The organism is Nonomuraea sp. IBHARD001 (assembly GCF_056106265.1).
Window position 1 is genome coordinate 5006527 of sequence record NZ_JBWBBW010000002.1, and the last position, 24223, is coordinate 5030749.

18 protein-coding genes are annotated in these 24223 nt (G+C 73.0%); 12 read left to right on the forward strand and 6 right to left on the reverse strand.

Features of this window, described 5'->3' with window-relative positions:
• Positions 1 to 130: 130 nt before the first annotated feature.
• From ACTWNK_RS24910 to ACTWNK_RS24925, 4 genes are all read left to right on the forward strand, one after another.
• Positions 131 to 2227 (forward strand): peptidase domain-containing ABC transporter, encoded by a 2097-nt coding sequence (locus ACTWNK_RS24910; RefSeq protein ID WP_474306921.1) that lies wholly within the window; start codon positions 131 to 133, stop codon positions 2225 to 2227.
• A gap of 107 nt (positions 2228 to 2334) precedes the next feature.
• Positions 2335 to 2490 (forward strand): hypothetical protein, encoded by a 156-nt coding sequence (locus ACTWNK_RS24915; RefSeq protein ID WP_474306922.1) that lies wholly within the window; start codon positions 2335 to 2337, stop codon positions 2488 to 2490.
• 87 nt (positions 2491 to 2577) lie between these two features.
• On the forward strand, positions 2578 to 3576 hold the full coding sequence (locus ACTWNK_RS24920) for an MvdC/MvdD family ATP grasp protein (protein ID WP_474306923.1): 999 nt from the start codon (positions 2578 to 2580) through the stop codon (positions 3574 to 3576).
• Positions 3573 to 4643 (forward strand): TIGR04500 family putative peptide maturation system protein, encoded by a 1071-nt coding sequence (locus ACTWNK_RS24925; protein WP_474306924.1) that lies wholly within the window; start codon positions 3573 to 3575, stop codon positions 4641 to 4643. The genes ACTWNK_RS24920 and ACTWNK_RS24925 overlap by 4 nt, the downstream gene beginning before the upstream one ends.
• Positions 4644 to 4675: 32 nt before the next feature.
• Here ACTWNK_RS24925 and ACTWNK_RS24930 read toward each other — a convergent pair whose 3' ends face one another.
• Both ACTWNK_RS24930 and ACTWNK_RS24935 read right to left on the reverse strand, forming a co-directional pair.
• A complete protein-coding gene (locus ACTWNK_RS24930) occupies positions 4676 to 6427 on the reverse strand; it encodes an SPFH domain-containing protein (RefSeq protein WP_474306925.1) in 1752 nt (583 codons plus the stop codon).
• Entirely contained in the window at positions 6424 to 7845 is a 1422-nt protein-coding gene (locus tag ACTWNK_RS24935) for a TIR domain-containing protein (RefSeq protein WP_474306926.1), read from the reverse strand. Before ACTWNK_RS24935 ends, ACTWNK_RS24930 begins: the two co-directional genes overlap by 4 nt.
• A 574-nt stretch (positions 7846 to 8419) precedes the next feature.
• Between ACTWNK_RS24935 and ACTWNK_RS24940 the strand changes: the two genes are divergently transcribed.
• The 4 genes from ACTWNK_RS24940 to ACTWNK_RS24955 all read left to right on the forward strand — a co-directional run bounded on the left by ACTWNK_RS24940 (position 8420) and on the right by ACTWNK_RS24955 (position 15268).
• Entirely contained in the window at positions 8420 to 11125 is a 2706-nt protein-coding gene (locus ACTWNK_RS24940; RefSeq protein ID WP_474306928.1) for a helix-turn-helix transcriptional regulator, read from the forward strand.
• Between the two features lie 75 nt (positions 11126 to 11200).
• Complete coding sequence (locus ACTWNK_RS24945; RefSeq protein ID WP_474306929.1) at positions 11201 to 13954, forward strand: AAA family ATPase; 2754 nt, start codon at positions 11201 to 11203, stop codon at positions 13952 to 13954.
• A 254-nt stretch (positions 13955 to 14208) separates the two neighbouring features.
• On the forward strand, positions 14209 to 14379 hold the full coding sequence (locus tag ACTWNK_RS24950) for an alpha/beta fold hydrolase (RefSeq protein ID WP_474306930.1): 171 nt from the start codon (positions 14209 to 14211) through the stop codon (positions 14377 to 14379).
• 94 nt (positions 14380 to 14473) lie between these two features.
• Positions 14474 to 15268, forward strand: a complete 795-nt coding sequence (locus ACTWNK_RS24955) for an alpha/beta hydrolase (RefSeq protein ID WP_474306931.1) — start codon at positions 14474 to 14476, stop codon at positions 15266 to 15268.
• Between the two features lie 52 nt (positions 15269 to 15320).
• On the opposite strand, the gene ACTWNK_RS24960 is transcribed toward ACTWNK_RS24955, so the two are convergent.
• The 3 genes from ACTWNK_RS24960 to ACTWNK_RS24970 form a co-directional block, all read right to left on the reverse strand.
• A complete protein-coding gene (locus tag ACTWNK_RS24960) occupies positions 15321 to 16115 on the reverse strand; it encodes an alpha/beta fold hydrolase (protein WP_474306932.1) in 795 nt (264 codons plus the stop codon).
• A 121-nt stretch (positions 16116 to 16236) separates the two neighbouring features.
• The gene (locus ACTWNK_RS24965) at positions 16237 to 17463 is read right to left on the reverse strand and encodes an MFS transporter (protein ID WP_474306933.1); all 1227 of its coding nucleotides are present in this window, start codon (positions 17461 to 17463) and stop codon (positions 16237 to 16239) included.
• A 96-nt stretch (positions 17464 to 17559) separates the two neighbouring features.
• On the reverse strand, positions 17560 to 18207 hold the full coding sequence (locus ACTWNK_RS24970) for a DUF998 domain-containing protein (RefSeq protein WP_474306934.1): 648 nt from the start codon (positions 18205 to 18207) through the stop codon (positions 17560 to 17562).
• Positions 18208 to 18345: 138 nt separating this feature from the next.
• Between ACTWNK_RS24970 and ACTWNK_RS24975 the strand changes: the two genes are divergently transcribed.
• The 4 genes from ACTWNK_RS24975 (at position 18346) to ACTWNK_RS24990 (ending at position 23926) form a co-directional block, all read left to right on the forward strand.
• A complete protein-coding gene (locus ACTWNK_RS24975) occupies positions 18346 to 18669 on the forward strand; it encodes a YciI family protein (protein WP_474306936.1) in 324 nt (107 codons plus the stop codon).
• Entirely contained in the window at positions 18669 to 20693 is a 2025-nt protein-coding gene (locus tag ACTWNK_RS24980) for a sigma-70 family RNA polymerase sigma factor (RefSeq protein ID WP_474306937.1), read from the forward strand. The genes ACTWNK_RS24975 and ACTWNK_RS24980 overlap by 1 nt, the downstream gene beginning before the upstream one ends.
• Before the next feature lie 78 nt (positions 20694 to 20771).
• Complete coding sequence (locus ACTWNK_RS24985; protein ID WP_474306938.1) at positions 20772 to 22694, forward strand: NACHT domain-containing protein; 1923 nt, start codon at positions 20772 to 20774, stop codon at positions 22692 to 22694.
• A 173-nt stretch (positions 22695 to 22867) separates the two neighbouring features.
• Positions 22868 to 23926 carry a hypothetical protein gene (locus tag ACTWNK_RS24990; protein ID WP_474306939.1) on the forward strand — a complete coding sequence of 353 codons (1059 nt, stop codon included), beginning with the start codon at positions 22868 to 22870 and terminating at the stop codon, positions 23924 to 23926.
• 84 nt (positions 23927 to 24010) lie between these two features.
• Here ACTWNK_RS24990 and ACTWNK_RS24995 read toward each other — a convergent pair whose 3' ends face one another.
• Positions 24011 to 24220: a hypothetical protein gene (locus ACTWNK_RS24995; protein ID WP_474306941.1), complete on the reverse strand. Its 210-nt coding sequence runs from the start codon at positions 24218 to 24220 to the stop codon at positions 24011 to 24013.
• Positions 24221 to 24223 lie beyond the last annotated feature (3 nt).

Sequence of the window (24223 nt, forward strand, 5' to 3'; positions counted from 1 at the left end):
CCTCGAACCTCACCATGTGATCCACATCACGCTAACACCGGCCGGGCGGCCCGGCCAGGCTCGTGTCCGGAGGTGGCCGACGAGCCCGCTGCAAGCCGGATCCAAGCAGCGCCGTGCAGAGTGCCGCCCTGTGAAGGTTCCGGTGGCGCTGCAGCAGAGCACGGTCGAATGCGGGGCCGCGTGCCTGGCGATGATCCTCGGCGCGCACGGGCGGCACGTGCCGGTCCGGGTGCTGGCCGAGGAGATGGGCGTGGGGCGTGACGGCGTCACCGCACTGGCCCTGGTCCGCACCGCGCGGGCGCACGGCCTGGACACTCGGGCGCGCTCGGTGCCCGCCGGGGCGGTGGCGCGGGTGGCGCTGCCCGCGGTGGCGTACTGGAGGCACAGTCACTTCGTGGTGGTCGAGCGGGTGTCGGCGCGAGGCGTGGTGGTGGTCGACCCGGCGCTCGGCCGGGTCGGGCTGACCCCTGCCGAGTTCGCCCGGGATCACAGCGGCGTGGTGATGACGTTCGCGCCCGGTCCGGGTTTCGTCAGGGAGCGGGTCGGCGGGGCGTCGAGCTGGTGGTCGCGGTACGTGCGGGTGGTGGTGGCCAGGCATCGGGGGCTGCTGGCCGTACTGGTAATGCTGAGCGTGGTGGTGCAGGCGCTCGGGCTGGTCCTTCCGGCGGCGACCGAGGTCGTCGTCGACCGGGTGCTCGGTGCGGGGGCGGCCGGGCTGCTGCCGCTGCTGGGGGCGGGGCTGGTGGTGATGGCCGTCGTCCAGCCCGCCGCCGGGGTGCTGCGCGCGTGGGCGATGGTCGCGCTGCGGACCCGGGCCGACACCGCGCTCCTGGACGAGCTGGCCAGGCGTCTGCTCGCGCTGCCGTTCCGGTTCTTCGCCCATCGCGGGTCGGCCGATCTGGTGTCGCGGGTCGCGGGGGTGGGCCTGTTGCGGGAGATCCTCACCGGGCAGGCGTTGACGGCGCTGCTGGACGGGCCGCTGGCGCTCGGCTATCTGATCATGGTGGGGGTGCGCGCGCCGCTGCTCGGCGCGATACTCGCCGCCTTCGCCGTGGCGCAGATCCTGGTGCTCACCCTCACCCACCGCCGGGTCGCCGACCTGCTCCACCGCGAGACCGACGCCCGCAGCCAGGCCCAGGGCCTGCTCGTCGAGACCGTTCGTGGCATCGAAACGGTGCAGGCCGCCGGGGCCGGACCGCGCGTCCTGCACCGCTGGTCACGACTGCTCGACGCCCAGATGACCCAGGTACGGCGTGCCGGACTGGCCCAGGGCGTGCAGGACGCGATCCTGTCGGCCCTGCGCTTCGCCACTCCCCTGGCCCTGCTGTGGGCGGGAGCCTGGCAGGTGGTGCGCGCCGAGATGAGCGCGGGTGCGATGCTCGGCGTCCTGGCCCTGGTGGCGGCCACGCTGGGACCGCTGGCCGCCCTGACCGGCAGCCTGCGCGGACTGCAACTCGCCCGGGTGCACGCCGAACGCCTCTCCGACATCTGGGACACCCCTCCCGACCCCGCCCCCGTGTCCCGGGTGTGCGGCACGCAGGAGGCGGGCATCGAGCTGCGCGGCATCGGCTTCCGCTACGCACGCGAGAGCCCGTGGATCGTCAGGGGCGTCGACCTGCGGATCCGCCCGGGACAGAAGGTCGCCCTCGTCGGGCGTTCGGGGTCGGGCAAGTCCACCCTGGCCCGCCTGCTGCTCGGGCTGCTCACCCCGACCGAGGGCGAGATCCGCTACGGCGCGGGGCCCGACGACGGCCGGTTCGGGGTGGTCACCCAGGACCCCGCCCTGTTCACCGGGACGATCTTCGACAACATCACCCTGACCGCGCCCGATGCCCCCATGGAACGGGTCGTCGAGGCCGCCCGCACGGCCGCCGTGCACGAGGAGATCGCCGCCATGCCCATGGGGTACGCCACCCGCCTGGCCGAGGGCGGCGGCGTCTCGGGCGGCCAGCGCCAACGGCTCGCCCTGGCCAGGGCCCTGCTGCCGCGCCCGGCGGTCCTGCTGCTCGACGAGGCGACCAGCCAGCTCGACACCGAGACCGAGGCGGCCGTCGACGCCGCGCTGAGCCGGCTCGCCCAGACCCGCATCGTGATCGCCCACCGCCTCAGCACCGTGCGCGACGCCGACCTGATCGTGGTGCTCGACGGCGGCCGGATCGTCGAGTCGGGCACCCACGACACCCTGCTGGCGCTCGACGGCCTGTACGCCCGCCTGGCCGCACGGTAGGCGCAAGCCGAGCACAAGAGCGCGACAGGCGTTTCCAACCGGCTCACAAGATCGGCCGCCCAGGATGATCTCGACAACGTTCCCACGTCTCAGGAAAGGACGGACAGATGAGCTTCACGACGCACACCGAACTGGGCGACATCTCTGTCGTCGGAGCCGAGCTCGACGAGAGCGAGCTGCTCGGTCTCAGCGGCGGCGCGATGCCGGTCTACGGCACCTACACCTACGCCGACCCGCCCGGCGTCTGCCGCCACGACGACTGATCCTCCCGTACGGCGAAAGCCGGCCAGGAGCGGAGTGCGAGGGCCGCGCGCCCTCGCACTCCCCCGCAGACCATCGGAGAAACGGCCATGCCAGCCCCGCACGTTCTCGTCCTCACCGGCGACGGCGACCACCACGCCGACCGGGTGCACGGCCTGCTGTCCGGCCGCGGCGCCCGCGTCACGGTGTTCGATCCGCTGCACTATCCCGCCCGCGCCCACCTCGAGCTGGCCTACACCTCGGGCGGCCCGCGCGGGCGGCGGCTGATCACGCCCGAGCGCACGCTGGACCTGGACACGCTGAACGCCCTGTGGTGGCGCCGCCCGCGGCAGCCGCTCCCCCATCCCGACCTCACCGGCCCCGGCGCCGACCCGGCCGTGGCCGCCTACGCCGCGGCCGAATCGCTGGCGCTGACGCTGGACGTGTGGGAGCAGCTGCCCTGCCGCAAGGTGCCCGCCGCCGAGTCGGTGCTCAGGCGGGCCGCCCGCAAGCCGTCGCAGCTCGCGCTGGCCGCCGAGCTCGGCTTCGCCGTACCGGACACGTTGATCACGACGCGGGGCGAGGCGCTGTGGGACTTCCACGACCGTCACGACGGTGAGATCGTCACCAAACCGCTGTACCGGCCCTGGGTCGACGACGTCGGCGGGGGCGTGGTCACGCGCTACTGCCAGCCGGTCTCGCCCCGCGACCTCGCCTATGCCGACGCGCTGCGGCTGTGCCCGGTCATCGCGCAGCAGTACGTGCCCAAGCGGCTGGAGCTGCGGGTGACCGTGGTGGGTGAGCGCGTCTTCGCGGCGGAGATCCACTCCCAGGCGTCGAACCGGTCGCGCCTGGACTGGCGTCGCTACGACGCCGGTGTCACCCCGCATCGCGTGCACACCCTGCCCGAGGAGGTCGCCCGCCGCTGCCTGGCCATGCTGGAGCGTCTGGGGCTGTGCTTCGGCGCCTTCGACCTGATCCTCACGCCCGGCGGCGAGTACGTGTTCGTCGAGGTCAATCCGGGCGGGCAGTGGATGTGGATCGAGGACTTCACCGGCCTGCCGATCAGCGAGGCCGTCTGCGACCTGCTCATGGAGGAGAGATCATGACCGAGCCGGTCACGGGCGCCCTGCTGGCCGACGCGTTGCGCTGGCTGCGCGAGGTGTCCGGCGCCGCGCCGCAGCAGGCACGCGCGGACCTGGAACGGCTGCGCGCCCTTCATCCCGGGGTCGGCATGCGGCTGGTGTGGCAGCGCGAGGCCGCGACCGGCGAGCACCACTACGACCTGCTCCTCCCCTGCTCCGGCGGCACGGTGTCGCTGGCCTTCGCACCCGGCCGGGCGATCCCCTGGCCGTTGCGCGGCGCCCAGCGCGCCGGTGATCAGCTGCTGCTGCGGGTCAACGGCGCCGACGTGCTGATGGAGGAGGGCATCTCCCTGCTCGACGTCCTATGGAACGACACCGGCCTGGCCAGGCGGCTGGTCAACGCCTGCCTGGTCGAGCAGGCGGTCGACACCTGGGCGCCGCCGGTGTCCGGCGAGGAGCTGCAGGCCGCCGTCGACGCCTTCCGCCGGGCCCGGGGGCTGGTGACGGCCGGATCGGTGCGGGAGTGGATGGCCGAGCGCGGCCTGTCGCACGCCCGCCTCGAACGCATCGCCGCGACCGAGGCCGCCGCGGCGAATGTGCGCGCACGCGTGGCCGCCGACCAGGTCGTGCCCCACTTCGCGGCCCATGCCGGGTCCTTCGACCGGCTGCGCGTCCTCAGGATCCGCTACGGCGACCCCGCGCTCGCCGATGCCGCCGCGACCCGGCTGCGCGGCGCGCGAACCGGTGCGAAAGGCGCGATCGCCCTGGCGACCGAGGCGGTCCTGGCCGGGCTCGCCACCTGCCGGATGGAGGGCAACCACCGCGAGGACCTCGTCGCCGTGCACGGCGACCCCGCCCTCCGGGCCCGGACCGGCACCGTGCTCGGCCCCGACCGCCTGCCCGACGGCGGCCACGGCGTCACCCGCGTCCTGGCCGTCGAGCCCGCCGTACTGGACCGGACCACCCGGCTGCTCATCGAAGGCCACCTGTTCGACGCCTGGCTGACCGAGCAGCGCCGTCACGCGCACGTGGAGTGGTTCTGGGGCAGCCGGGCCCGCACCGACAGCCTCACGGCCCGGCTGCGGGGCTGAGGTTCGGGCGCTGGGGGTCAGGCGCAGGGGGGTCAGGCGGGGTGCTCGCCAGGTCCGACGGCCGGCTTGGGGGTGGCCGGGTCGAGGGCCTGGGGGTCGCGCATCTCGCGCAGGCGGCCGATCAGTTCGCGCAGGATGGGCATGGGCAGGACCTCGGCCGCGTTGGTGGCGTCGCCGATGAAGTCGGGCACGTCCATCTTGGCGATCGAGTCGATCATGCGGAGCATGGTGGCGTTGTCCAGGCCGACGGCGTCCACCTCGGCCCTGAGTTCGAGGGCGGCGCGGCGGCGTTCGGCGCGGGCGCGGTACTCGTCGATCTCGTCCTCGACGCTCATGAAGCCGCGCGTGACGAGCATGGTCTTGCCCCTGATCTGCTCGTCGGCCTCGCGTTGCAGGCTCTCGTTCAGCTTGGGATCGTCGGCCTCGACATTGCCGAGGTTCGTGCTGATGGCCTTGACGCCCCAGCCTTCGACCGCGGCGCGTACCTGGGTGGCGAACTCGGCGCGGGTCTCGGCGTAGGTCCGCAGGAACTCCTCGATCGTGCCCGATGTGGCGATCGTCGCGAAGTAGGAGGCGACGGTGTTGCCCAGGACCTTCTCCACGAATCGCTGCACCGGCTCGGGGTCGTCGACCAGGCCGCCGAGCCCGGACCCGCCGGTGCCGCCGAACTCGCTCACCAGTTTCGGCGCGGCCTTCTCGGTGATCTTCAGGGTCTGGCTCATGTCGACGTGCAGCCGGTAGCCCTGTACGCGGATCGTGATGCGCTCCAGTTCGGCGTCGTAGTTGCGCTGCTTCTCGTTGTCGCTCTTGTCGCGCCATTCCAGGATGAGCAGCCGGGTCGGGATGAGCACCACCCGGACGAACCAGGGGTTCAGCGCGTAGACGGCGCCTTCGCCCAGCGTCTGCTGCTGCACGCCCCTGGTGCCGCCCCTGGCGAGGAACACCCATGGGAGCCGGAAGCTGCGGTGGTCGCCTCCCCTGCCCGACACCTCGGCGCCGCCCTCGGCCCCGTCCAGCGTGATCACCACACCGACGTTGCCGACCGGGATCGAGATCTCCTTGAGGTGGTCGGCGGTCAGGCCGTCCTCGGCCTCGGCGACCCGGTCCACGGTGATCACGGTGAACAGGCGCGGGTTGATGTCGTAGGAGGCGCCGCCGCTGAGGATGGCGAGCTGGCGGCCCTGCTCGCCGCCTCCGACCAGGAAGGCCTCGCCGTCCTGGAAGTTGTCGCACTCCACGTGCCTGCCGAACGACTGGTCGGCGGGCCGGATCCGGCCCGTGCGCGCGAGGACCAGGCCGACCGTTCCCGTCGGTACGTACGTGCGCGGGACGATCTCCACACTGAACAGCCTGGGATTGATGGAGTAGGACATGTCGCCGTCGAGGGTGGAGACCTGGTAGCCCTGCTCCCCCTCGTTGAGCAGGAAGGCCGCGCCGTCCTGGAAGTTGTCGCACTCCACGTGCCTGCCCAGGGTCGTGCCGCGCGGGCGCTGACGGCCCTCCTCGGCCTTGACCAGACCGATCATCCCGGCGGGCACGTCGATCCTCCGCACGAACTCCACGTCGTAGAGGCCGGGCATCAGCCAGCGCACCTGGCCGGGTCGCAGCGTGCGCGCCTGGGGGCCGCGCGTGTTGCCCGGCGCGACCTTCGGGTAGCGGTGGTCCTTGCGGCCGAGGCGTCGCGCGAGCACGCCCACGTGGTCCTCGGGCACCACGACGCGACCGGCCACGCCGATCCAGACCCCCGCTCCGGCGAGCAGGACGAGCACGATCAGTACGGTCATCCGGTCTCCGTCCACGCCCGCAGCCGCTGGTGCACGGCGAGCACCGTCGCGGTCCACTGGTCGTACCAGTCGATGAACTGTTCGGTCTGCGGATTGCGCAGGGTGGGGAAGAAACCGGGCCCGCCCGAGCGCCCGGCGAACTCCCCGTATCGGCGTGGGACGACCTCGTCGGCCGTCAGCCGCCACCCGTAGGCGTACTGCTGTGCGGTGAACTCCGCGGCGCGTCCCCTGACGACCCCGGCCAGGCCGTACTGGACGCGCAGCCCCTGGGCGCCGCCGGTGTGCGCGGACCACAGGGCGTCGACCCCGGCCAGCAGGTCGAGCGGCAGCCGTGCGGCGTCCGCCCTGCGCAGCCAGCCCTGTTCGAGGCGGTCGGCGCCCTCCAGGAGGATCAGCGTCGTCAGCAGGTCGGCGTGGCGCAGGTCGCCGGCGCCGAGGTGGCGGCCGAGCCGGTCCAGCGCCGCCGGGGCCGGCTGCCGCAGCGCGCGTACGGGCGGGTCGGCCAGCGGGGCGGGCAGGACGTCTGCGTGCTCGACCGGCTGCCCGGCCGCGTGCGCCTCGCGCAGGCGGCGCAGGATCGCGATCTCGGCCTCGTCGAGCGGGCGGCCGTTCCTGGCGTCGACGTACCAGACGTGGGCCAGGTGGTAGTTGCGCGGACCGGACAGCAGCAGCGGGAAGAAGGGGCGGGCGTGCAGCTGGCCTTCGATGATCATGCGGGTGATGTCGTCGGAGTCCTGGGAGTGCGGCGACATCAGGACGACGACCGCGAGCGCGTGCCGTATCTGCCGTCTGATGTGCCAGAACTGCTCGTCGCCCGGCCGCAGGTCGCCCGGCCACCACACGGGCAGGCCCTGGGCGCGCAGCTGGCGGACCAGGGCGAGCGCCCTGTCGTGGTCGGCGCCCGCGTGACAGACGACGAACGCGGGCTGCTCCGGTGCGCTGAGCGGTCGCGGCGCCGAGCCAAGCGCCGCGGTGATCGTCTCGGGGGCGGCCGGGCCCGTCGTCCCGCCGTCCTGGGCCCGCCCGGCCACGGCGTCGGCGAGGACGGCGGCCTTCGCGGCGAACTCCGCCGGGCCGAGGCCCCGGAAGTCGCACCACACGCGGGAGGCGGCGAACGGCGGCAGTTCGACGTCGCCGACGAGTACCGGGACGAATCGCAGCCCGCGTCCGGCCGACTCCCCCATCAGGGCGGCGTATTCGTGCAGCGCCCATCGCGACCGGTTGGCCTCGGCGCTGATGACCGCGATCCCGCTCATCGACGTGCGCATGGCCTCGTCCAGTTCGTGTACGACGATGTCGCCGGGCCCGATGTCCCATTCGTCGAAGAAAACGCGCAGACCGTGCCCGGCCAGGCGTTCCGCCAGCGCACGGCTCCATTCGGCATCCGCACGCGCATGCGAGACGAACACGTCGATCACGCGGAACGCCTTTCTGGCAGCGGCCGGTGCTGGAAGAGAAGCGTCCCACTATTTCGTGACGCGGGCAGCCCATCCGGCCAACTGGAATTCCGGCGCGAAGGGTCTGCTTTTGTCGTGCATTTCGGAAATGTCGGTCATTTCGCGAGGGGCGGGTTTTCGGGCTGCGATTTACTGGCATATCTGTTACCGGCATATCTGGTACCGGCATATCTGGTACCGGCATATCCGCCCGCCACGACCACAGCCGGACGAACATGTCGCACGCGCCGTCAGAAGAGGACGCCAAGGCGAGCGGGTAGCGGGCCTCGGGCGCGCGGGTGACGCTTCTCGCGGGTGACGCTTCTCGCGGGTGACGCTTCTCGCGGGTGACGCTTCTCGCGGGTGAGGCCCTGGGTGAGGAGCCCCGAGATCACCGGTGGGCGGCATGCCGTACCGGAAGGTCAGAAGGCGGGTTCCGGTGCGGGGCTGCGTGTGACGGCTCCGGGGGCGACGCCGGGGCGGCCGTAGGTCCGGCATTCGTCGTATGACGTATGTCTGCGACAATCCGGGTGGCGATCAGAGGAGGATTCGGTCAGTGGTCTCGTTGGTCGGACGCGGGCCCGAGACCGCGCGCCTCGAAGCGCTTGTGGACGGCGTGCGGGAGCGGGGCGAGGCCCTGGTCGTACGGGGTGCGCCCGGCATCGGCAAGTCCGCCCTGCTGGCCCTCGCCGCGGCCCGCGCACGGGCTCGTGGGATGACCGTTTCGAGCACGTCGGGCGTGCAGAGCGAGACGCATCTGCCGTTCGCCGGGCTGCACCAGCTCGTGCATCCGCTGCTCGACTCCGTGCGGGAGTTGCCCGCGCGCCAGCGTGAGGCCCTGCTGGGGGCGTTCGGCATGGTGGAGGTGAGCTCGCCCGAGCCGTTCCTCATCGCGCTCGCCGTGCTCAACCTGCTCGGCGAGGCGGCGGCCGAGCGGCCCCTGCTCATGCTCGTCGACGACGTGCAGTGGCTCGACCGGCCCACCGTCGAGGTGCTCGGCTTCGTGGCCAGGCGGGTGCGCTCGGAGCCGATCGTGCTGCTGCTGGCGGTGCGCGACGGCTGGCTGACCAGCCTCGACGACAGCGATGTGACCGACATGCGGCTTTCCGGGCTCGGCCCCCGTGACGCCGAGGCGCTGCTGGACTCGCGGGCGCCCGCGCTGCCTGCCGGGATGCGCTGGCGGGTGCTGTCCGAGGCGGCGGGCAATCCGCTGGCCCTGGTCGAGCTGCCCAGGGCGCTGCCTTCGGCGCGTACGGGACATCTGGAGTACCTGCCACTGACCGCACGTCTGGAGCGTGCGTTCGCCGCCAGGCTGGTGCTGCTGCCGCCGGGGACCCGTCTGCTGCTGGCAGCCGCCGCCAACGACGGGCCCGACCTGGGCGCCGCGATCGAGGCCGCCTCCATCGTCGCGGGTACGCCCGTCGGCGCACAGGTGCTCGACCCCGCCGTGGCGGCCGGGCTGGTCCGGGCCGAGGGCGGCGGCGTGCACTTCCACCACCCGCTGGTGCGTTCGGCCGTCTACCAGAAGAGCGGTCCCGCCGAGCGGCTGGCCGTACACGCCGCGCTGGCCGAGGTGCACGGCGGCAGTCCCGACCGCAGGACCTGGCACCGTGCTGCCGCCATCGCCCATCAGGACGACTCGGTCGCCGCCGATCTGGAGCAGGTCGCGGCGCGGGCCAGGCGGCGCGGCGCGATCACCGTCGCGGTCGCCGCGCTGCGCCGTGCCGCCGAGGTCAGCCAGGAGCCGGACGGCCGGGGCGAACGCCTTCTGCGCGCCGCCGAGCTCTCCTTCGAACTCGGCCAGGCGGGCCAGATCGCCGAGCTGGTCGCACTGGCCGAGCCGGAGCTGACCGGTGAGCGCCAGCGGGCCAGGCTGGCCTGGCTGAAGGAGGTGCTGGAGGAGAACCGCAACGAGGGGCTGCCGCGCATCATGCGGCTCATCGCCGCCGCCGAGAGCGCCGCCGACCGCACACTCGCCCTCAACTTCGTCCGGGCCGCCGCCCTGCGCTGCTGGTGGACCGACTCGGGCCAGGACCTGCGCCGGCGTGTCGTCACCCTGGCCGAGCGCCTGGCCACCGGGCCCGACGACCCGGAACTGCTGCAGATCCTGGCCACCGCCAGCCCCATCGAGAGCGGCGCCCACGTCATGGAACGCCTGGCCGCCCTGCGTGACACGCCCTTCGAGGCGCCGATGGCCCGGATCCTGGGCGTGGCCGGAAGTGCGATGGGCGCGCACGACCTGGCGGTGCCGTACCTGAATGCGGCCATCGCCGATCTGCGTGCGCAGGGCCGGTTGGGGCTGCTGGCCCAGGCTCTGGTCTCGCTGGTCTGGAGCCTGCTGTTCTGCGGCGACGCGCCGAGTGCGCTGCTGGCCGCCGAGGAGGCCGAGCGCCTGGCCCGCGAGACCGCGCAGGCCCGATGGCAGTCGGCCGCCTACGCCGGGCAGGCGATGGTCGCGGGGCTTCGGGGCGAGGAGGCGCAGGGCCTGGCGCTGGCCGCCGAGGGCGAACGGGTGCTCGGCGCCCGCGCCAACAGCTCGGCCGTCGCGCTCATCGAGCACGCCCGGGGGATGATCGCCCTGTGCGCCGGGCGGCACGAGGACGCCTACGGCCATCTGCGGCGCCTGTTCGACCCCGCCGACGTCGCCTACCACCACCTGACCCGGCTGTGGGCCATCGCCGACCTGGTCGACGCCGCACTGCCCGCCCGCAAGGAGGAGCTCAGGCCGCTGCTGGCCGAGGCGGAGGCGATCGCCGAGCGCACCCCCGCCACGCTGCTGCACCAGGGCCTGCGCTACGCGCGTGCGCTGATGGCCGACGACGCCGACGCCGAGCTCCTCTACCGGCAGGGCCTGAGCGGCGAGCCGTGGCCGATCGGCCGGGCCAGGCTGATGTTCGCCTACGGGGTGTGGCTGCGACGCCGCCGCCGCATCCTGGAGGCACGCGTGCAGCTGCGCACCGCGCGCGACGCCTTCGACGCGCTCGGCCTGCTGGTGTGGGGCGAACGGGCCCGCCAGGAGCTGCGGGCGGCGGGCGAGGCCAGCGACCTGCGTGTCTCCAGCGGCGTCGACCGGCTCACCCCGCAGGAGCTGCACATCGCCAGGCTGGCGGCGGGCGGGCTGTCCAACCGGGAGATCGGCCAGCAGCTCTACCTGTCGCACCGCACGGTCAGCACCCATCTGTACCGGCTGTTCCGCAAGCTCGGCATCACCGCTCGCGGGCAGCTGCGCGACGCGCTCGATCCCCCGGTGTACGTCGGCTGACGGATGCCCGCCGATCGCGGCCCCGCATAGCGTCGATCCCGGCGGCGTTCGGCGCCTCGGGAAGGGAACACGAGCATGGTGTCGGGCGGCAGGCCCCCTGTGATCATCGGGCGCGACGGCGAACGCGCGGCGCTCGGCCGTTTCGTGGCCACCCTGCGCGAGGGCTTCAGCGGGGTCGTCGTCCTGCGCGGCGAGGCCGGGATCGGCAAGACCGTGCTGCTGGAGCACGCCTCCGCCCAGGCGACGCCCTCGGTCGGGGTCGCCCGGGTGGCGGGGGTGCGGGAGGAGGCGGCCTTCGCCTACGCGGGGCTGCACCGGCTGCTCATCCCGTTCCTGAATCGGCACGAGAGGCTGATCCCGACGCAGGCCCGGGCGCTCAGGGTGGCGTTCGGGCTGGCCGAAGGTCCCGCACCCGACCGGTTCCTCGTCGGCCTGGCCACCCTGAGCCTGCTGGCCGACGTGACCCGCGACCAGCCGGTCCTGCTGTGTGTCGACGACGCGCAGTGGCTGGACGGCGAGTCGCTCGCCGTCCTGGCCTTCGTGGCGCGCCGGGCCTACGCCGAAGGCATCGGCCTGCTGTTCGCCATGCGCACCGACCTGCCGGGCCTGGCCGGGCTGCCGGTCACCGAGGTGGGCGGGCTGCCGGAGCGGGACGCGCTCGAACTCCTGCGCACCACCGTCGACGGCACCCTCGACGAACGCGTCGCCGTCCGGATCGCCGCCGCCACGGCGGGCAACCCGCTCGCGCTCACCGACCTGGGCAGGGAGCTGTCGTCCGAGCAGCTCAGGGGCGGCCTCTCGCTGCCCGACCCGCTGCCGATCGGCGGCAAGCTGGAGGAGCACTACCTGCGCCGGGTGCGCGACCTGCCGCCGGACACGCAGACCTGGCTGCTGCTGGCCGCCGCCGAGCCCGGTGGCGACCTGGCCTACATCACCGCCTCGGCCCGCGCCCTGGGCCTGGACCCGGCGGCGAGCGCCCCGGCCGAGTCGGCCAGGCTGCTGACCGTGGGCGCGAGCGCCGCCTTCCGGCATCCGCTGATCCGCTCGGCCGTGTACGGCGGCGCCACCAGTGTGCGGCGCGCGCACGCCCATGCCGCCCTGGCCGCGGCGACCACCCGCCCGGCCGATGTGGACCGCCGGGCCTGGCATCTGGCCGCCGCGTGCCCGCAGCCGGACGAGCAGGTCGCGGCCGAGCTCGAACGCTCCGCCGACCGGGCGGGCGCGCGTGGCGGTTTCGCGGCCAGGGCCACCTATCTGGCCAGGGCGGCCGAGCTCACCCCGCAGGGCGCCCGCCGCGACCGGCGCCGGGTCTCGGCCGCCGAGGCCGCCTTCGCCGGCGGCGCGCCCATGCAGGCCCAGACCCTGCTCGACGCCCTCGACGACGACCTCGACGACGTCACGCGGGGCCGCGCGCTGATCGTCCGGGGCAGCGCCTCGTACTCCCTGGGCAGGCCCGGCGCCTTCGGGCAGGCGCCCGCCCTGTTCATGGAGGCGGCACGCGCGTTCGCCGGGGCCGCCCCCGACCTGGCGAGCGACGCCCTGCTGCGGGCGGCCGAGCGCGCGGTGACCTCCGAACACCTGACGACCGGCACCACGCTCACCGAGATCGCCAAGGCCGCGCAGGCGCTGGGCAGCGACGATCCCGTGCTCACCTCGTTCCGGATCCTGGTGCTCGACGGATACGAGGCGGCCGTGCCTCATCTGCGGCGTGCGGCCGAACGCGTGCTCGACCCGGCGACCTCCGACGAGGAGGTCCTGCTCAAGGCCATGCTGACCGTCACGCTCGTCATGGTGCTCTGGGACGACGACACCCAGCGCGCGGTGATGCGGCGCATCGGCGAGGTGGCCCGCAGGACCGGCTCGCTGTTCAGCCTCGACGCCTCGCTGTACGCCTGGTCGATGCAGGAGACCATCCTGGGCGACCTCGACCGGGCCGACGCGCTGATCGTGCAGTGCCACCAGATCCGCTCGGCGATGGGCGCGAACGAGGAGCTGTGGGAGGTCTACCGCCATCCGGAGCTGCTGGCCAGGCGCGAGGTCGAGCACCTGGAGGTCCGGATGGCGCGGGCGATGGAGGCCTCGGCCGCACTCGGGGTGGGCGCGATCGAGGCGCAGGGCCGTATCGGCAAGGCCCTGATCGCGCTGAGCCGGGGCGAGTACGCGCGTGCCGTCGCCATCCTCCGCCATCTCGTGGACGGCGACGGCATGGGCATGCACACGCGCCTGCTGCCCGACCTGGTCGAGGCGGCGATACGCTCGGGTGACCGGATGCTGGCCGAGCAGACGCTGCGGACGCTCACCAGCCGGGCCACCGCGAGCGGCGCGCCCCGCGCCTTGGGCGTGCTGGCCCTCGCCCAGGCCCTGCTGGCCCACGACCCGCACGCCGAGGAGTCGTACCTGCGGGCGCTCGATCTGCTCGGCGGCCTGCACGCGCCGAGCGACCTGGGCAGGGCGCACCTGCTGTACGGCGAGTGGCTGCGCCGCCGCAAACGCCGCCGCGACGCCCGGCGTCATCTGCACGCCGCCATCACCGTCTTCGAGGACAACGGCCTGGTCGGGTTCGCCGCGCGTGCGGGCAAGGAGCTCGTCGCCACCGGCGAGCAGGCGCGCGCCCGCGGCGGCGGCGGCGACTCCGACCTCACCCCGCACGAGGTGACGATCGCGACGCTCGCGGCCGAGGGCGCCACCAATGCCGAGATCGCCGCCCAGCTGTTCCTGTCGGCCAGCACGGTCGACTACCACCTGCGCAAGATCTTCCGCAAGCTCCGGGTCAACTCCAGGCGCCGGCTCAAGGACGCCCTGCGCGACGCATCGGGCGAGCAGCGGTGACGACTACGTGCCGCACCGGATTCGAACGGGCCCCGTGTGCCCCCAGCATGGCCGCATGCCGTTCGTCACGACGCCCGACCGCGTCCGTGTCTGCTGCACGGACATCTTCTACACGGACATCTTCTACGCCGACATCTTCTATACAGACCACGGAGCGGGACGCCCGGTGGTGCTCAGCCATGGCTGGCCGCTGAACTCCGACAGCCGGGAGTCCCAGGCCGCGGGGTATCCGGGACGCCTTCCGGCGTCAGAGCATGGAGTCCGACCACCGTGCCGCCCACGAGTGCATCGCCGCGTTCTCCGCCACCGACTTCCGCGCCGACCTGGCCGCACGCGACGTGCCGACCCTGGTCGTGCACGGGGACGACGACCAGGTCGTGCCGTACGAGGCCGGTGGGGCGCGCTCGTGCCGGGCGCGGAGCTGAAGATCTACCCCGGGACGCCGCACGGCATCACCGACACCCACAAGGAGCAGCTCGGCGACGACCTGCTCGCCTTTCTCGAAGGAGACGGACTGCTATGAGACCGGACACGATCGTTCTCGTCCACGGCTTCTGGGTCACCCCGCGTTCCTGGGAGCACTGGATCACGCACTACGAGGCCAAGGGCTTCCGCGTGCTGGCGCCCGGCTATCCCGGCTTCGAGGTCGAGGTCGAGGCCCTGCGCGCCGACCCGACCCCGATCGTCGACCTGCGCGTCCCGCAGATCGTCGAGAAGCTGGAGGGCATCCTCGACGGCCTGGACACCAAGCCGATCATCATCGGCCACTCGGCGGGCGGCGCCTTCACCCAGATCCTGCTCGACCACGGGTACGGCGCCGCCGGGGTCGCCCTGAACTCCGCCCCCACCGAGGGGGTGCGCGTCGTGCCGCTGAGCCAGGTGAAGTCGACCTTCCCGGTGCTCAAGAGCCCGGCCAACCACCACAAGGCCGTGCCGATCGAGTACGACCAGTGGCGCTACGCCTTCACCAACACCTTCCCCGAGCAGGAGTCGCGCGCCCTGTACGAGCGCTACTCGATCCCGGTGTCCGGCCGGATCCTGTGGGACAGCGTGCTGGCCAACTTCCAGCCGGGCAAGCAGGCCGTTGCGGTCGACTACCACAACGACGACCGGGCGCCGCTGCTGTTCGTCTCGGGCAGCGAGGACCACATCATGCCCCCGGCCATCCAGGAGTCCAACGCCAAGCACTACAAGTCCAACACCGTGACCGAGGTCAAGCACTACGAGGGCTACCCGCATCTCCTGCCCGCCGCGCCCGGCTGGCAGGCCATCGCCGACCACGTCCTGGACTGGGCGCTGACCCACAGCGAGTAGCGGGGACGGCGAGGAAGGCCCGCCGGTCGGGCGGGCCTTCTTCCTTTCGGCGTCAGCGACCGGCGGCCCTCTGGATCAGCGAGGTCACCACGTCGGGGTGGCTGATCATCGGGACGTGCGAGCTGTCGACCTCGACGATGACGCCCTTGGCCCGCTTGGCCATCGCGCGCTCGGCGACGGTCGGGATGATGTTGTCGCGCTTGGCGACCACGAAGTAGCTCGGGATCGTCTTCCAGGCGGGCGGGCCCGACGGGGTCACCAGGGCCGCGAGCGCGCCGGGACGCTGGGTGGCGGCCAGCAGGGCGCTGGTGCTGCGGGGCAGGTCCTGGGAGAACAGGCGGTGGAAGTGGGCCGGGTCGATGTAGGCGTCCTGGTCGCCGCCCTGGGCGCCGGGGAAGGGCTTGGTCTTCAGGTGGTTGGTGACCTCGGTCTCGCCTCCGGCCAGGTGGTTGGCGTCCGACACGCTCTCTCCCTCGTCGAGGGCGTAGGCGGCGACGTACACCAGGGAGGTGACGTCGGCGTCGCCGGTGGCGGCGTTGGAGATGACCGCGCCGCCGTAGGAGTGGCCGACCAGGACGATCTTGCCCTCGATCGTGCTGAGGAACTGACGCAGGTACTCGGCGTCGGAGTGCGGCCCGCGCAGCGGATTGGAGAAGGCGACGACCGGATAGCCCTTGCGGATCAGCCGGGCGGCGACCTCGTTCCACCCGCTGGAGTCGGCGAACGCGCCGTGGACGAGCACGACCGTGGGCTTGGTCTTGGGCGTGCCCGTCGCCTGGGCCGGAAGGGCGAACGCGAGGGCTGCCAGCAGGAAGGCGGCCACCACTGTACGGATAAACCTGGACATGACGCTCCTTGGGTCGGTTTGACCCACACATCGTCGGCCGGGCGGCCCGGGAGTCGCATCCCGCGTTCCGCGTAGTCCGACAGGCCATGTCGCAGTCCTGTGAGCCGGAACGCCGGACGCGCTAGACGTGGCTCGCGAGGAGATCGCCGCGAACGGTACGCGTCGTGGAGGCGATGATGAGCCCGGCGACCAGGCCGGGCACGGCGATCGAGACGACCGCGCCGGGCGTGCCGAAGCTCGCCTCCACCGTGCTGAGCAGCCCGGCCCCGGCGAGCCCGCCGATCGCCAGGCCGATGCCGAACAGGCTGGCCATGTAGCTGCGCTGGGCCGGTACGGTCACCGCGATCATGATCATGGTGATCATCGGGACGAGCAGCGGCATCAGCACCAGCCCGGCCATGAACGCCCCTAGCGCCAGCGGCAGCGAGGGCGCGACCGCTCCCCCGGCGAAGGCCAGCGCCGAACCGGCCAGCGCCCAGGCGACGACGACGGGCAGCCTGCGCGCGTCGGCCTGGAACACCGCGTCCAGCCGCCGCCCGATCGTGACCAGCACCACGATCGCCGCACCCGAACACGCGGCCGTGAACAGCCCCCGCGCACCGGTGTCCAGCCCCCACCGCTCCTTGAGATGCACCGCGAGGAACGTCGCGGCGGGCACCAGCAGCATCCCGTAGGCGATGAAGGTCGCGAACACCCTGCGCAACGTCCGGGTCCGCAACAACCCGCCCCGGCCGGACACCACCACGTCGTAGCGCCCGATCCCCGGATCGCGCAGCCGCGTTGCCGCCAGGCACCCCGCCAGCGAGAGCAGCCCGAGCACGACATAGACCGCACGCCACTCCAGGCCGAACCACCCGGACAGCGCCGAGACCGTCAGCGGGCTGAGGATCGCCCCGGCCGGCATCGCGGCGCCGTACAGGGCCAGGACACGGCCGCGCACGGCGGGCGGGTAGAGGTCGGCGAGCAGGGGGGCGTGCAGGGCGATCTGGCTGCCGTTGGCCAGGCCGCTGAGCAGCAGCAGCCCGCCCAGTGTCCACATGTCGGGCGCGAAGGCGATGGCGACGGTGCACACGCTCCACACCAGGCCGGTGACGATCGACACGGCCGCCCTGATCGGCCGCCCGCCGACCAGCGCCGACATCAGGAACGGCGCCACGCCCACGGCCAGCAACTGGATGGCCAGCAGCGAGGTCAGCGCGCCGGTCGAGCCGCCGAGCGAGGCGGTGATGTCGGGTGCGAGCACGTTCAGCGCCTGGTTGACGAAGGCGTCGGTGATCGCCAGCATGCCGACGGCGAGCACCGGATACAGCCGCATGAGGGAGCGCCCGTCGCCCTGGGAGTTCTTCATGGGGCAACCCTGTGCGAAGCGGGCACGGCAGTCCTTGGCCGATCGGCCAACCATCGGGGCGTGCGCTTGGCCGATCGCGGACCCGCGTGCGGGCGCTCACCGCAGCCGGGCGGCGACGAGCGAGATCCACAGCATGGCGGTGATCGCGCCGACGGCCAGCGTCAGCGAACCGGCCGTGCCGCCGCCCATCGCCCAGCCGTTGCCCAGCAGCAGCGCGCTGCCCGCCACGACGGACGCGACGGCGTCGGCACGCCTGCCCGTACGCCCGAAGTGCACGGCCAGCACGTAGCAGGCGGCGATGAGCGCGGCGAACGCCACCGACCCGGCCGCCATGTGCCCGTAGGCGTGCCAGCTCATCGAGGCGGGCATCCCGGACGGCGTGCCGACGGGGAAGCCGTCCGCCGGATCCATCACCAGCAGCCCGGCCGCGACCATGCCGACGCCGTTGATCAGCACCAGGCGCGGCGCCCAGGTGCCGCCCGGCCCGCCCGCCAGGGCCCGGCGCAGCCCGCTCGCCCCCGCGACGGTGAGCAGCCCGGCGACGACGAAGGTGGCGATCTGCAGCCAGCCGGTCGAGCCGGTGCTGAGCGCGCTCAGCGGGTGCCTGGTCAGGTCGAAGCCCTCGCGGGTGGCCGCCTGGGCCAGCGAGAGGCCCGCCCACAGCGGCGCGGCGACCGCCGCACAGGTGAGCAGGGTACGGGTACGCACGCGGGGGACGGCGGGGGCGGCGGTGGTGGTGGCCATGATCGATGCCTTTCGGAGGTACGGCTCGCGCTTTCACCGTTGCGTCGCTTGAGGCATGTGACAGGGAACGTCTAGAGTTCCCTGTCACATCGGTTGTCCGACGCTCAGGCGGGACAACCAAGGGAAAGAGAGAGCCCCATGCGCTACCTGATGATGTCCAAGGCGTCCGAGACCGCGCCCGACGAGAACCTCTACATCGAGATGGCCAAGTTCGTCGAGGAGCTGAGCGCCTCCGGCGTGCTGCTGGCCACCGGCGGGCTGGAGCAGGGCGGCGTCGTGCTGACCTCGGTCGGCGGCGAGGTCACCGTGACCGACGGGCCCTTCGCCGAGGCCAAGGAGGCCGTGGCCGGGTTCGCGCTCGTCGAGGTGCGCTCCAAGGAGGAGGCGATCGAGCTCGGCCGCCGCTTCCGCGCCATCGTGGGCGACGGGCAGAGCGTGCTGCAGCAGGTGTTCGGCCCCTGATGGACCCCGGCGCACCCTCCGGCCACCCGTCGGCCGGAGGCGATGTGCACCGCACGATCGACGCGGTGTGGAAGATGGAGTCGGCCAGGATCATCGCCGGGCTGACCCGGATGGTGCGCGACGTCGGCCTGGCCGAGGAGCTGGCCCAGGACGCCCTGGTGGCCGCGCTCGAACAGTGGCCGTCGACCGGCGTGCCCGCCAGCCCCGGCGCCTGGCTGACGACGATCGCCAGACGCCGGGCCGTCGACCACATCCGGCGCGCCCGCCGCCTCGACGACAGGCACGAGCAGCTCGCACGTGAACTCGGCGACCCCGGCTCCCCAGGCGACTCCGACGACTCCGACGACTCCGACGACGTGCTCAGGCTGATGTTCATGTCCTGCCATCCGGCGCTGAGCACGCAGGCGCGGGTCGCGCTGACGCTGCGGCTGCTCGGCGGGCTGACGGCGGCGGAGATCGGCAGGGCCTTCCTGACCTCCGAGAGCGTGATCGCCCAGCGGGTCGCGCAGGCCAAGCGCACCCTGGCCGAGCAGGGTGCGGTGTTCGAACTGCCCTCCGGGCCCGAGCTGGCCGTACGGCTGTCGTCGGTGCTTGAGGTCGTCTACCTCGTCTTCAACGAGGGGTACTCGGCCACCTCGGGCGACGACCTGATCCGCCAGGACCTCTGCCTGGAGGCGCTGCGGCTCGGCCGGATGCTGGCCGAGCTCGCCCGCGACGAGCCCGAGGCGCACGGGCTCGTCGCGCTGATGGAGATCCAGGCCTCGCGCTCGGCCGCCCGCATCGGTCGCTCCGGCGAGATCGTCCAGCTGCACGAGCAGAACAGGGGCCGCTGGGACCAGCTCCTCATCCGCCGGGGCTTCACCGCCATGCTCCGCGCCCGCCAGGCGGCGGCCGGACGCGGCCTGGCGCCGGGCCCGTACGTCCTTCAGGCCGCCGTCGCGGTCTGCCACGCCCAGGCGCGCACCGCCGAAGCCACCGACTGGGCCCAGATCGCCGCCCTGTACGCCGCGCTGGCCGCCGTGATGCCCACGCCGGTCGTGCAGCTCAACCGGGCGGTGGCCGTCGGCATGGCGTACGGGCCGCAGGCCGGGCTCGACCTGGCCGACGCGCTGACCGCCGATCCGGCGCTGCGCGACTACCACCTGCTGCCCGGCGTCAGAGGCGACCTGCTGCTGCGTCTCGGCCGTCACGCCGAGGCGCGCCTGGAGTTCGAACGCGCCGCCTCGCTCACCGGCAATGTCGCCGAGCGCGCGTTCCTGACGCGCCGGGCGCGTGAGATCGCGGTGGAGGAGACGCCGGACGGCCGCACGCTCGGCGCGGCGGCGACGGCCTTCCTGGCACGCGACGACCTGGACGCCGAGACCGCACGCTCCTACGGCCAGACGGTGCGCCGCCTGTGCCTGGCGCTCGGCGAGCGGCTGCCCCTGGCCGGGCTCGACGCCGGGCGGGTGGAGGCGGCCTTCCGCACGGCGTGGGGGGCGGCGGCCCCGGCGACCTGGAACCGGCATCGTTCGGCGTTGCGCTCGTTCGGCGGCTGGGCCGGGCTCGGCGACCTCGGCGCCGGACTCGAACGCAGGAAGCAGAGCAGGCAGCGCGCCGCGCCGATCGACGGGGAGTCGCTGGCCGCCGTCTGGGCGCTGCCCGGTGTGGCCGTGCGTGAGCTCACGTTGTGGCGGCTGCTGCACGAGTCCGGCGCGGCCGTACGGGCCGTGCTCGCCCTTGACGTCGAAAGGCTCGATCTCGGCGACCGTGTCGCGCGCACGCCCGGCGGGCCGATCGGCTGGCGCTCCGGGACGGCGGCGTTGCTGCCCCTGCTGCTGGAGGGGCGTACCCGGGGGCCGCTGTTCCTGGCCGACCGGCGGCCATCGCCCGCCAGGGCGCCCGCCGCCGCCGACCTGTGTCCGGAGACCGGCCGGGGAAGGCTGTCCTATCCCAGGGCCGAGTACCTGTTCAAGCAGGCCACCCGTCGCCTCGACCCGGCCGGGCACGGTTACACGCTTCGCCTGCTGAAGCCCGGACGCTGACGTCCCGGTAGCACCGGACCCGTCCCGCGCGATGCACAGGGGAGGTCGGACGCACCACCGAGTGGGCGGGAGAGCGGTTTGCCGCGGCTGGCGAGAGTACTCAGGTATGTCTGCGGGGCGCTGGCCGTCGCGTTCGCACTCGTGGCCGCCGCCGTGGCCTCCAACCAGATCCTCGCCGACGGCCGATGGCAGCTGGGGTGGGCGGCGTGGGCGTTCGGCCTGGCCCTGCTCGGGCTGCTGCTGACCTCGGCCTGGGAGCGCGCCGGTGACGGCGGCGGCGGGCCCTCCGGCATGTCGCGCCGCCGCTACCGCCGCCGCGTGCGCGTCTCGGCCGAGCAGATGGAGACGCTCGGCCTCGTCACCCAGTCCGAGTACGTGATGCGCACCCGCCAGGTGTACGTCGACGTCGTCCTGCAGCCGAGGCCGGTCGTGGAGACGACGGGCGACCGCGGCGTCGGCGGCGCCGCGCCCGGCCATGCCGACAGGGCCGTCGGGCGGCGCACCCGGCTGGCGCCGTTGCTGGCCCCCGGCCGTGTCCTGGCCGTGCTCGGCGCGGCCGGGTCGGGCAAGACCACGCTGGCCCGCCACACCGCGCTCGAACTGGCCGGACGCGAGTGGCGGCCGTGGCTGCGCGGGTTCTGGGTCAGCCGCCCGCTGCCGGTGCTGCTGTACCTGCGCGACCACGCGACGACGATACTCGGTGGGAGCGACGCGGCCTCCGGGCTGGCCGAGGCGGCGGTCGCCGCCCGATTCCTGCGGGGCGTGGTCACCGCCGCCTGGCTGGGCAGGCAGTTGGACAGGGGCCGGTGCGTGGTGCTCCTCGACGGCCTGGACGAGGTCGCCGACCAGGGCGAACGCAAACGCGTCGCGACCTGGGTGGAGGACCAGATCGCCCGCTATCCCGGCAACGCCTACGTCGTCACCTCACGCCCGCGCGGCTACCACGACAACCGGCTGGCGGGCGCCGAGGTCCTCCAGGTCCAGCAGTTCACCTCCGAGCAGATCAGGCGGTTCCTGCACGCCTGGTACCAGGCCGTCGAACGGCGGGCCAGACAGGGCGACAGGGCCGAGATCGACCGCGTCGCCGCCGAGTCCGCCGACTCGCTGTTCGCCCGCATCAGCGCACAGCCCGCCCTGTACGACCTGGCCGCCAACCCGCTCCTGCTCACCATGACCGCCACCGTCCACCGCTACCGAGGCCAGCTGCCCGCGGGCCGGGCCGCGCTGTACGCCGAGATGTGCCAGGTGCTGCTGCACCGCCGCCAGGAGGACAAGGGCGTCACCCATCCGATCGACGCCCTGCTGAACGGCGGCCAGAAGGAGCACGTCGTCAGGGAACTCGCCTGGCACATGATGACCGCCAGGCTGCGCGACATCTCCGGCGCGGCGGCGTGCGAGGCGCTGCGCCCGGTGCTGAACCGCGCCGCGCCCGGCCTGGCGCCCGAGGACTTCCTCGAACACGTACGGCGCAGCGGGCTGCTGGTCGAACACCGGCACGAGCACTACGCCTTCGTGCATCTGACGCTCCAGGAGCACCTCGCCGCGGCCTCGGCCGCCTCCGACGAACGCCGCCGGAGGCTGCGGCTGCAGGTGAGCGATCCCTGGTGGCGCGAGACGATCCTGCTGTGGACGGTCGGCGCGGACGCCACCGAGGTGGTACGGGCCTGCCTGCGCGCTCGTACCGTCCACGCCTTGAGCCTGGCCTTCGCGTGCGCGGAGCCGCCGAGCACACTGGAGCCCGGGGTACGGGAGCGGCTTGAGGGGGTGCTCACGGAGGGGCCGGGCGGTCCCGACGAGAGGCTGCTGCTGAACGGGGTCGCCGCCGCACGGGCACTGCACGACACGCTTCCGCTGGTTTCGGGGGCGCGGATCTGCGCTCGGGCGGTCGGGGAGGAGTTGTGGGACCGGTTCACGGACGACGGTGGGCTGGAGCGGGGGATTTCGGTGGGCGGGGGCTGGCGTTGCGGGGGGAGGACGTCGCCGGGTTGGTGGGATGGGTGAGGGAGATCGTGCCTGACGTCTCCTATCGGTTGCCCACCGCCGAGGAGGCGCGGGAGGCGTTGGACACGCACTTCGCCGGGTGGTCGTCGTTGTGGGCGGTGGGCGAGGATGGGCGGCTGGAGCTCGGCAGGTCGTCCGGGGGCGTTCATCCGTATGCGTTGACGAGCAGGCAGGTGGCCGATCGCGCACTGGACGTCGTGGAGCACGTGGGCCTGCTGTTCTTTCTCGCTTCGCTGTCGAGCCCGGTGGTCATTCGCACGACGGTCGGCTGGCCGCGGGATCACGGCTCCACTCCTGCCGAGAATCTGTTGCTGAGATCGCTCGATCTGGTCATCCTCGTGAACCTCATGGACGGACTCCATCGCACCGAAGACCAAGTGCTTGCTCAACAGGCTGTCGGTCGAGCCGCGGACGGCCTGGCGCACGCGCTTGCGCATGAGGCCCTCACCCTTCCCATCGAGCTCAGAGACGCGCGAACTCGACCGCACGCGCATACGTCCGACCTCGCGCTCTTCGTGGACTTCGCCCTCACCCTCGACCGCTCACCGACCGCCTCCCCCGCCCCGCTCACTCTCGACCTCGACCACCTTCGCAGCGTCGCGAGAGAGCTCGACCTCGATCCGGAGTCCTTCGACACCTCTCTCCTCGCGCGCAGCCCCGCCACGCCTGGTGGCCACAACCTCAGCGAGGCGCTCGGCCGTGGCCTGAGTCTGGCCGCCGGCCTCGACCCGGCTGCCGCTTCATCGGCGGGACTGGACACGATGCTGCGGCACCGAGGCTGGACAGAGGTCGACCACCTGGCGAGAGTCGGCCTGATGGTGTCCTGCCGCGACCTTGTCCACAGGTTTCGCGTCGGCCGCCCCGGCCTCGCCGACCCCCTCAAGAAGGCACACCTGTTCGAGGGCTTCGCGACTTTCGTTCTCACCGAGGTGAGCGGGAAGACCGGTCGACACCCCGCCGGAGATCCGCTGACGGAACTCGTCGAGGTCGCTCAGACGGTCCCCGTCGTCTCCCTCCAGCTCCTGGCGGCCATCCTCCTGACCAGGCAGGCGAGGCAGTCCCACAGCAACTCCGAGCACCGCCTGTCCGAGGCGTCGGTCTGCGTCCTGTCCGCGCTTCATCGCATGCGGCCGGGCGAACACGCCACCCGCCTGGCCGGAGTCCTGGCCTCCCTGATCGCCTTGATCCCCTCCACGCCGCACCCCGCCGCCGTCGTCCTCGTACGCGCCTAACACTCGTACGCGCCTAGAACCTGGAGGATGGCGCCTCGCCGACCGGACGGGGGCTTCCGGCCGGCGAGGCGCGCGGGGAGATGGTCAGGGGCGGCCCAGGATGATGTCGATGACGGCGTAGGCGACGTCGACGCTGATGCCGAGGATGTCCGTGACGGCGGTGCGGACGAGGTGGGCGACGTCGTCCTCGTCCTTGGCGCGGACGGCCGCGTCGAGGCGTCGGCGGTAGGTGGCGTCCTGCCTGCTGCGCTGGCTGACCGCGTAGAGGATGTCGTCGTCGCTGATGGCCGTCACGGG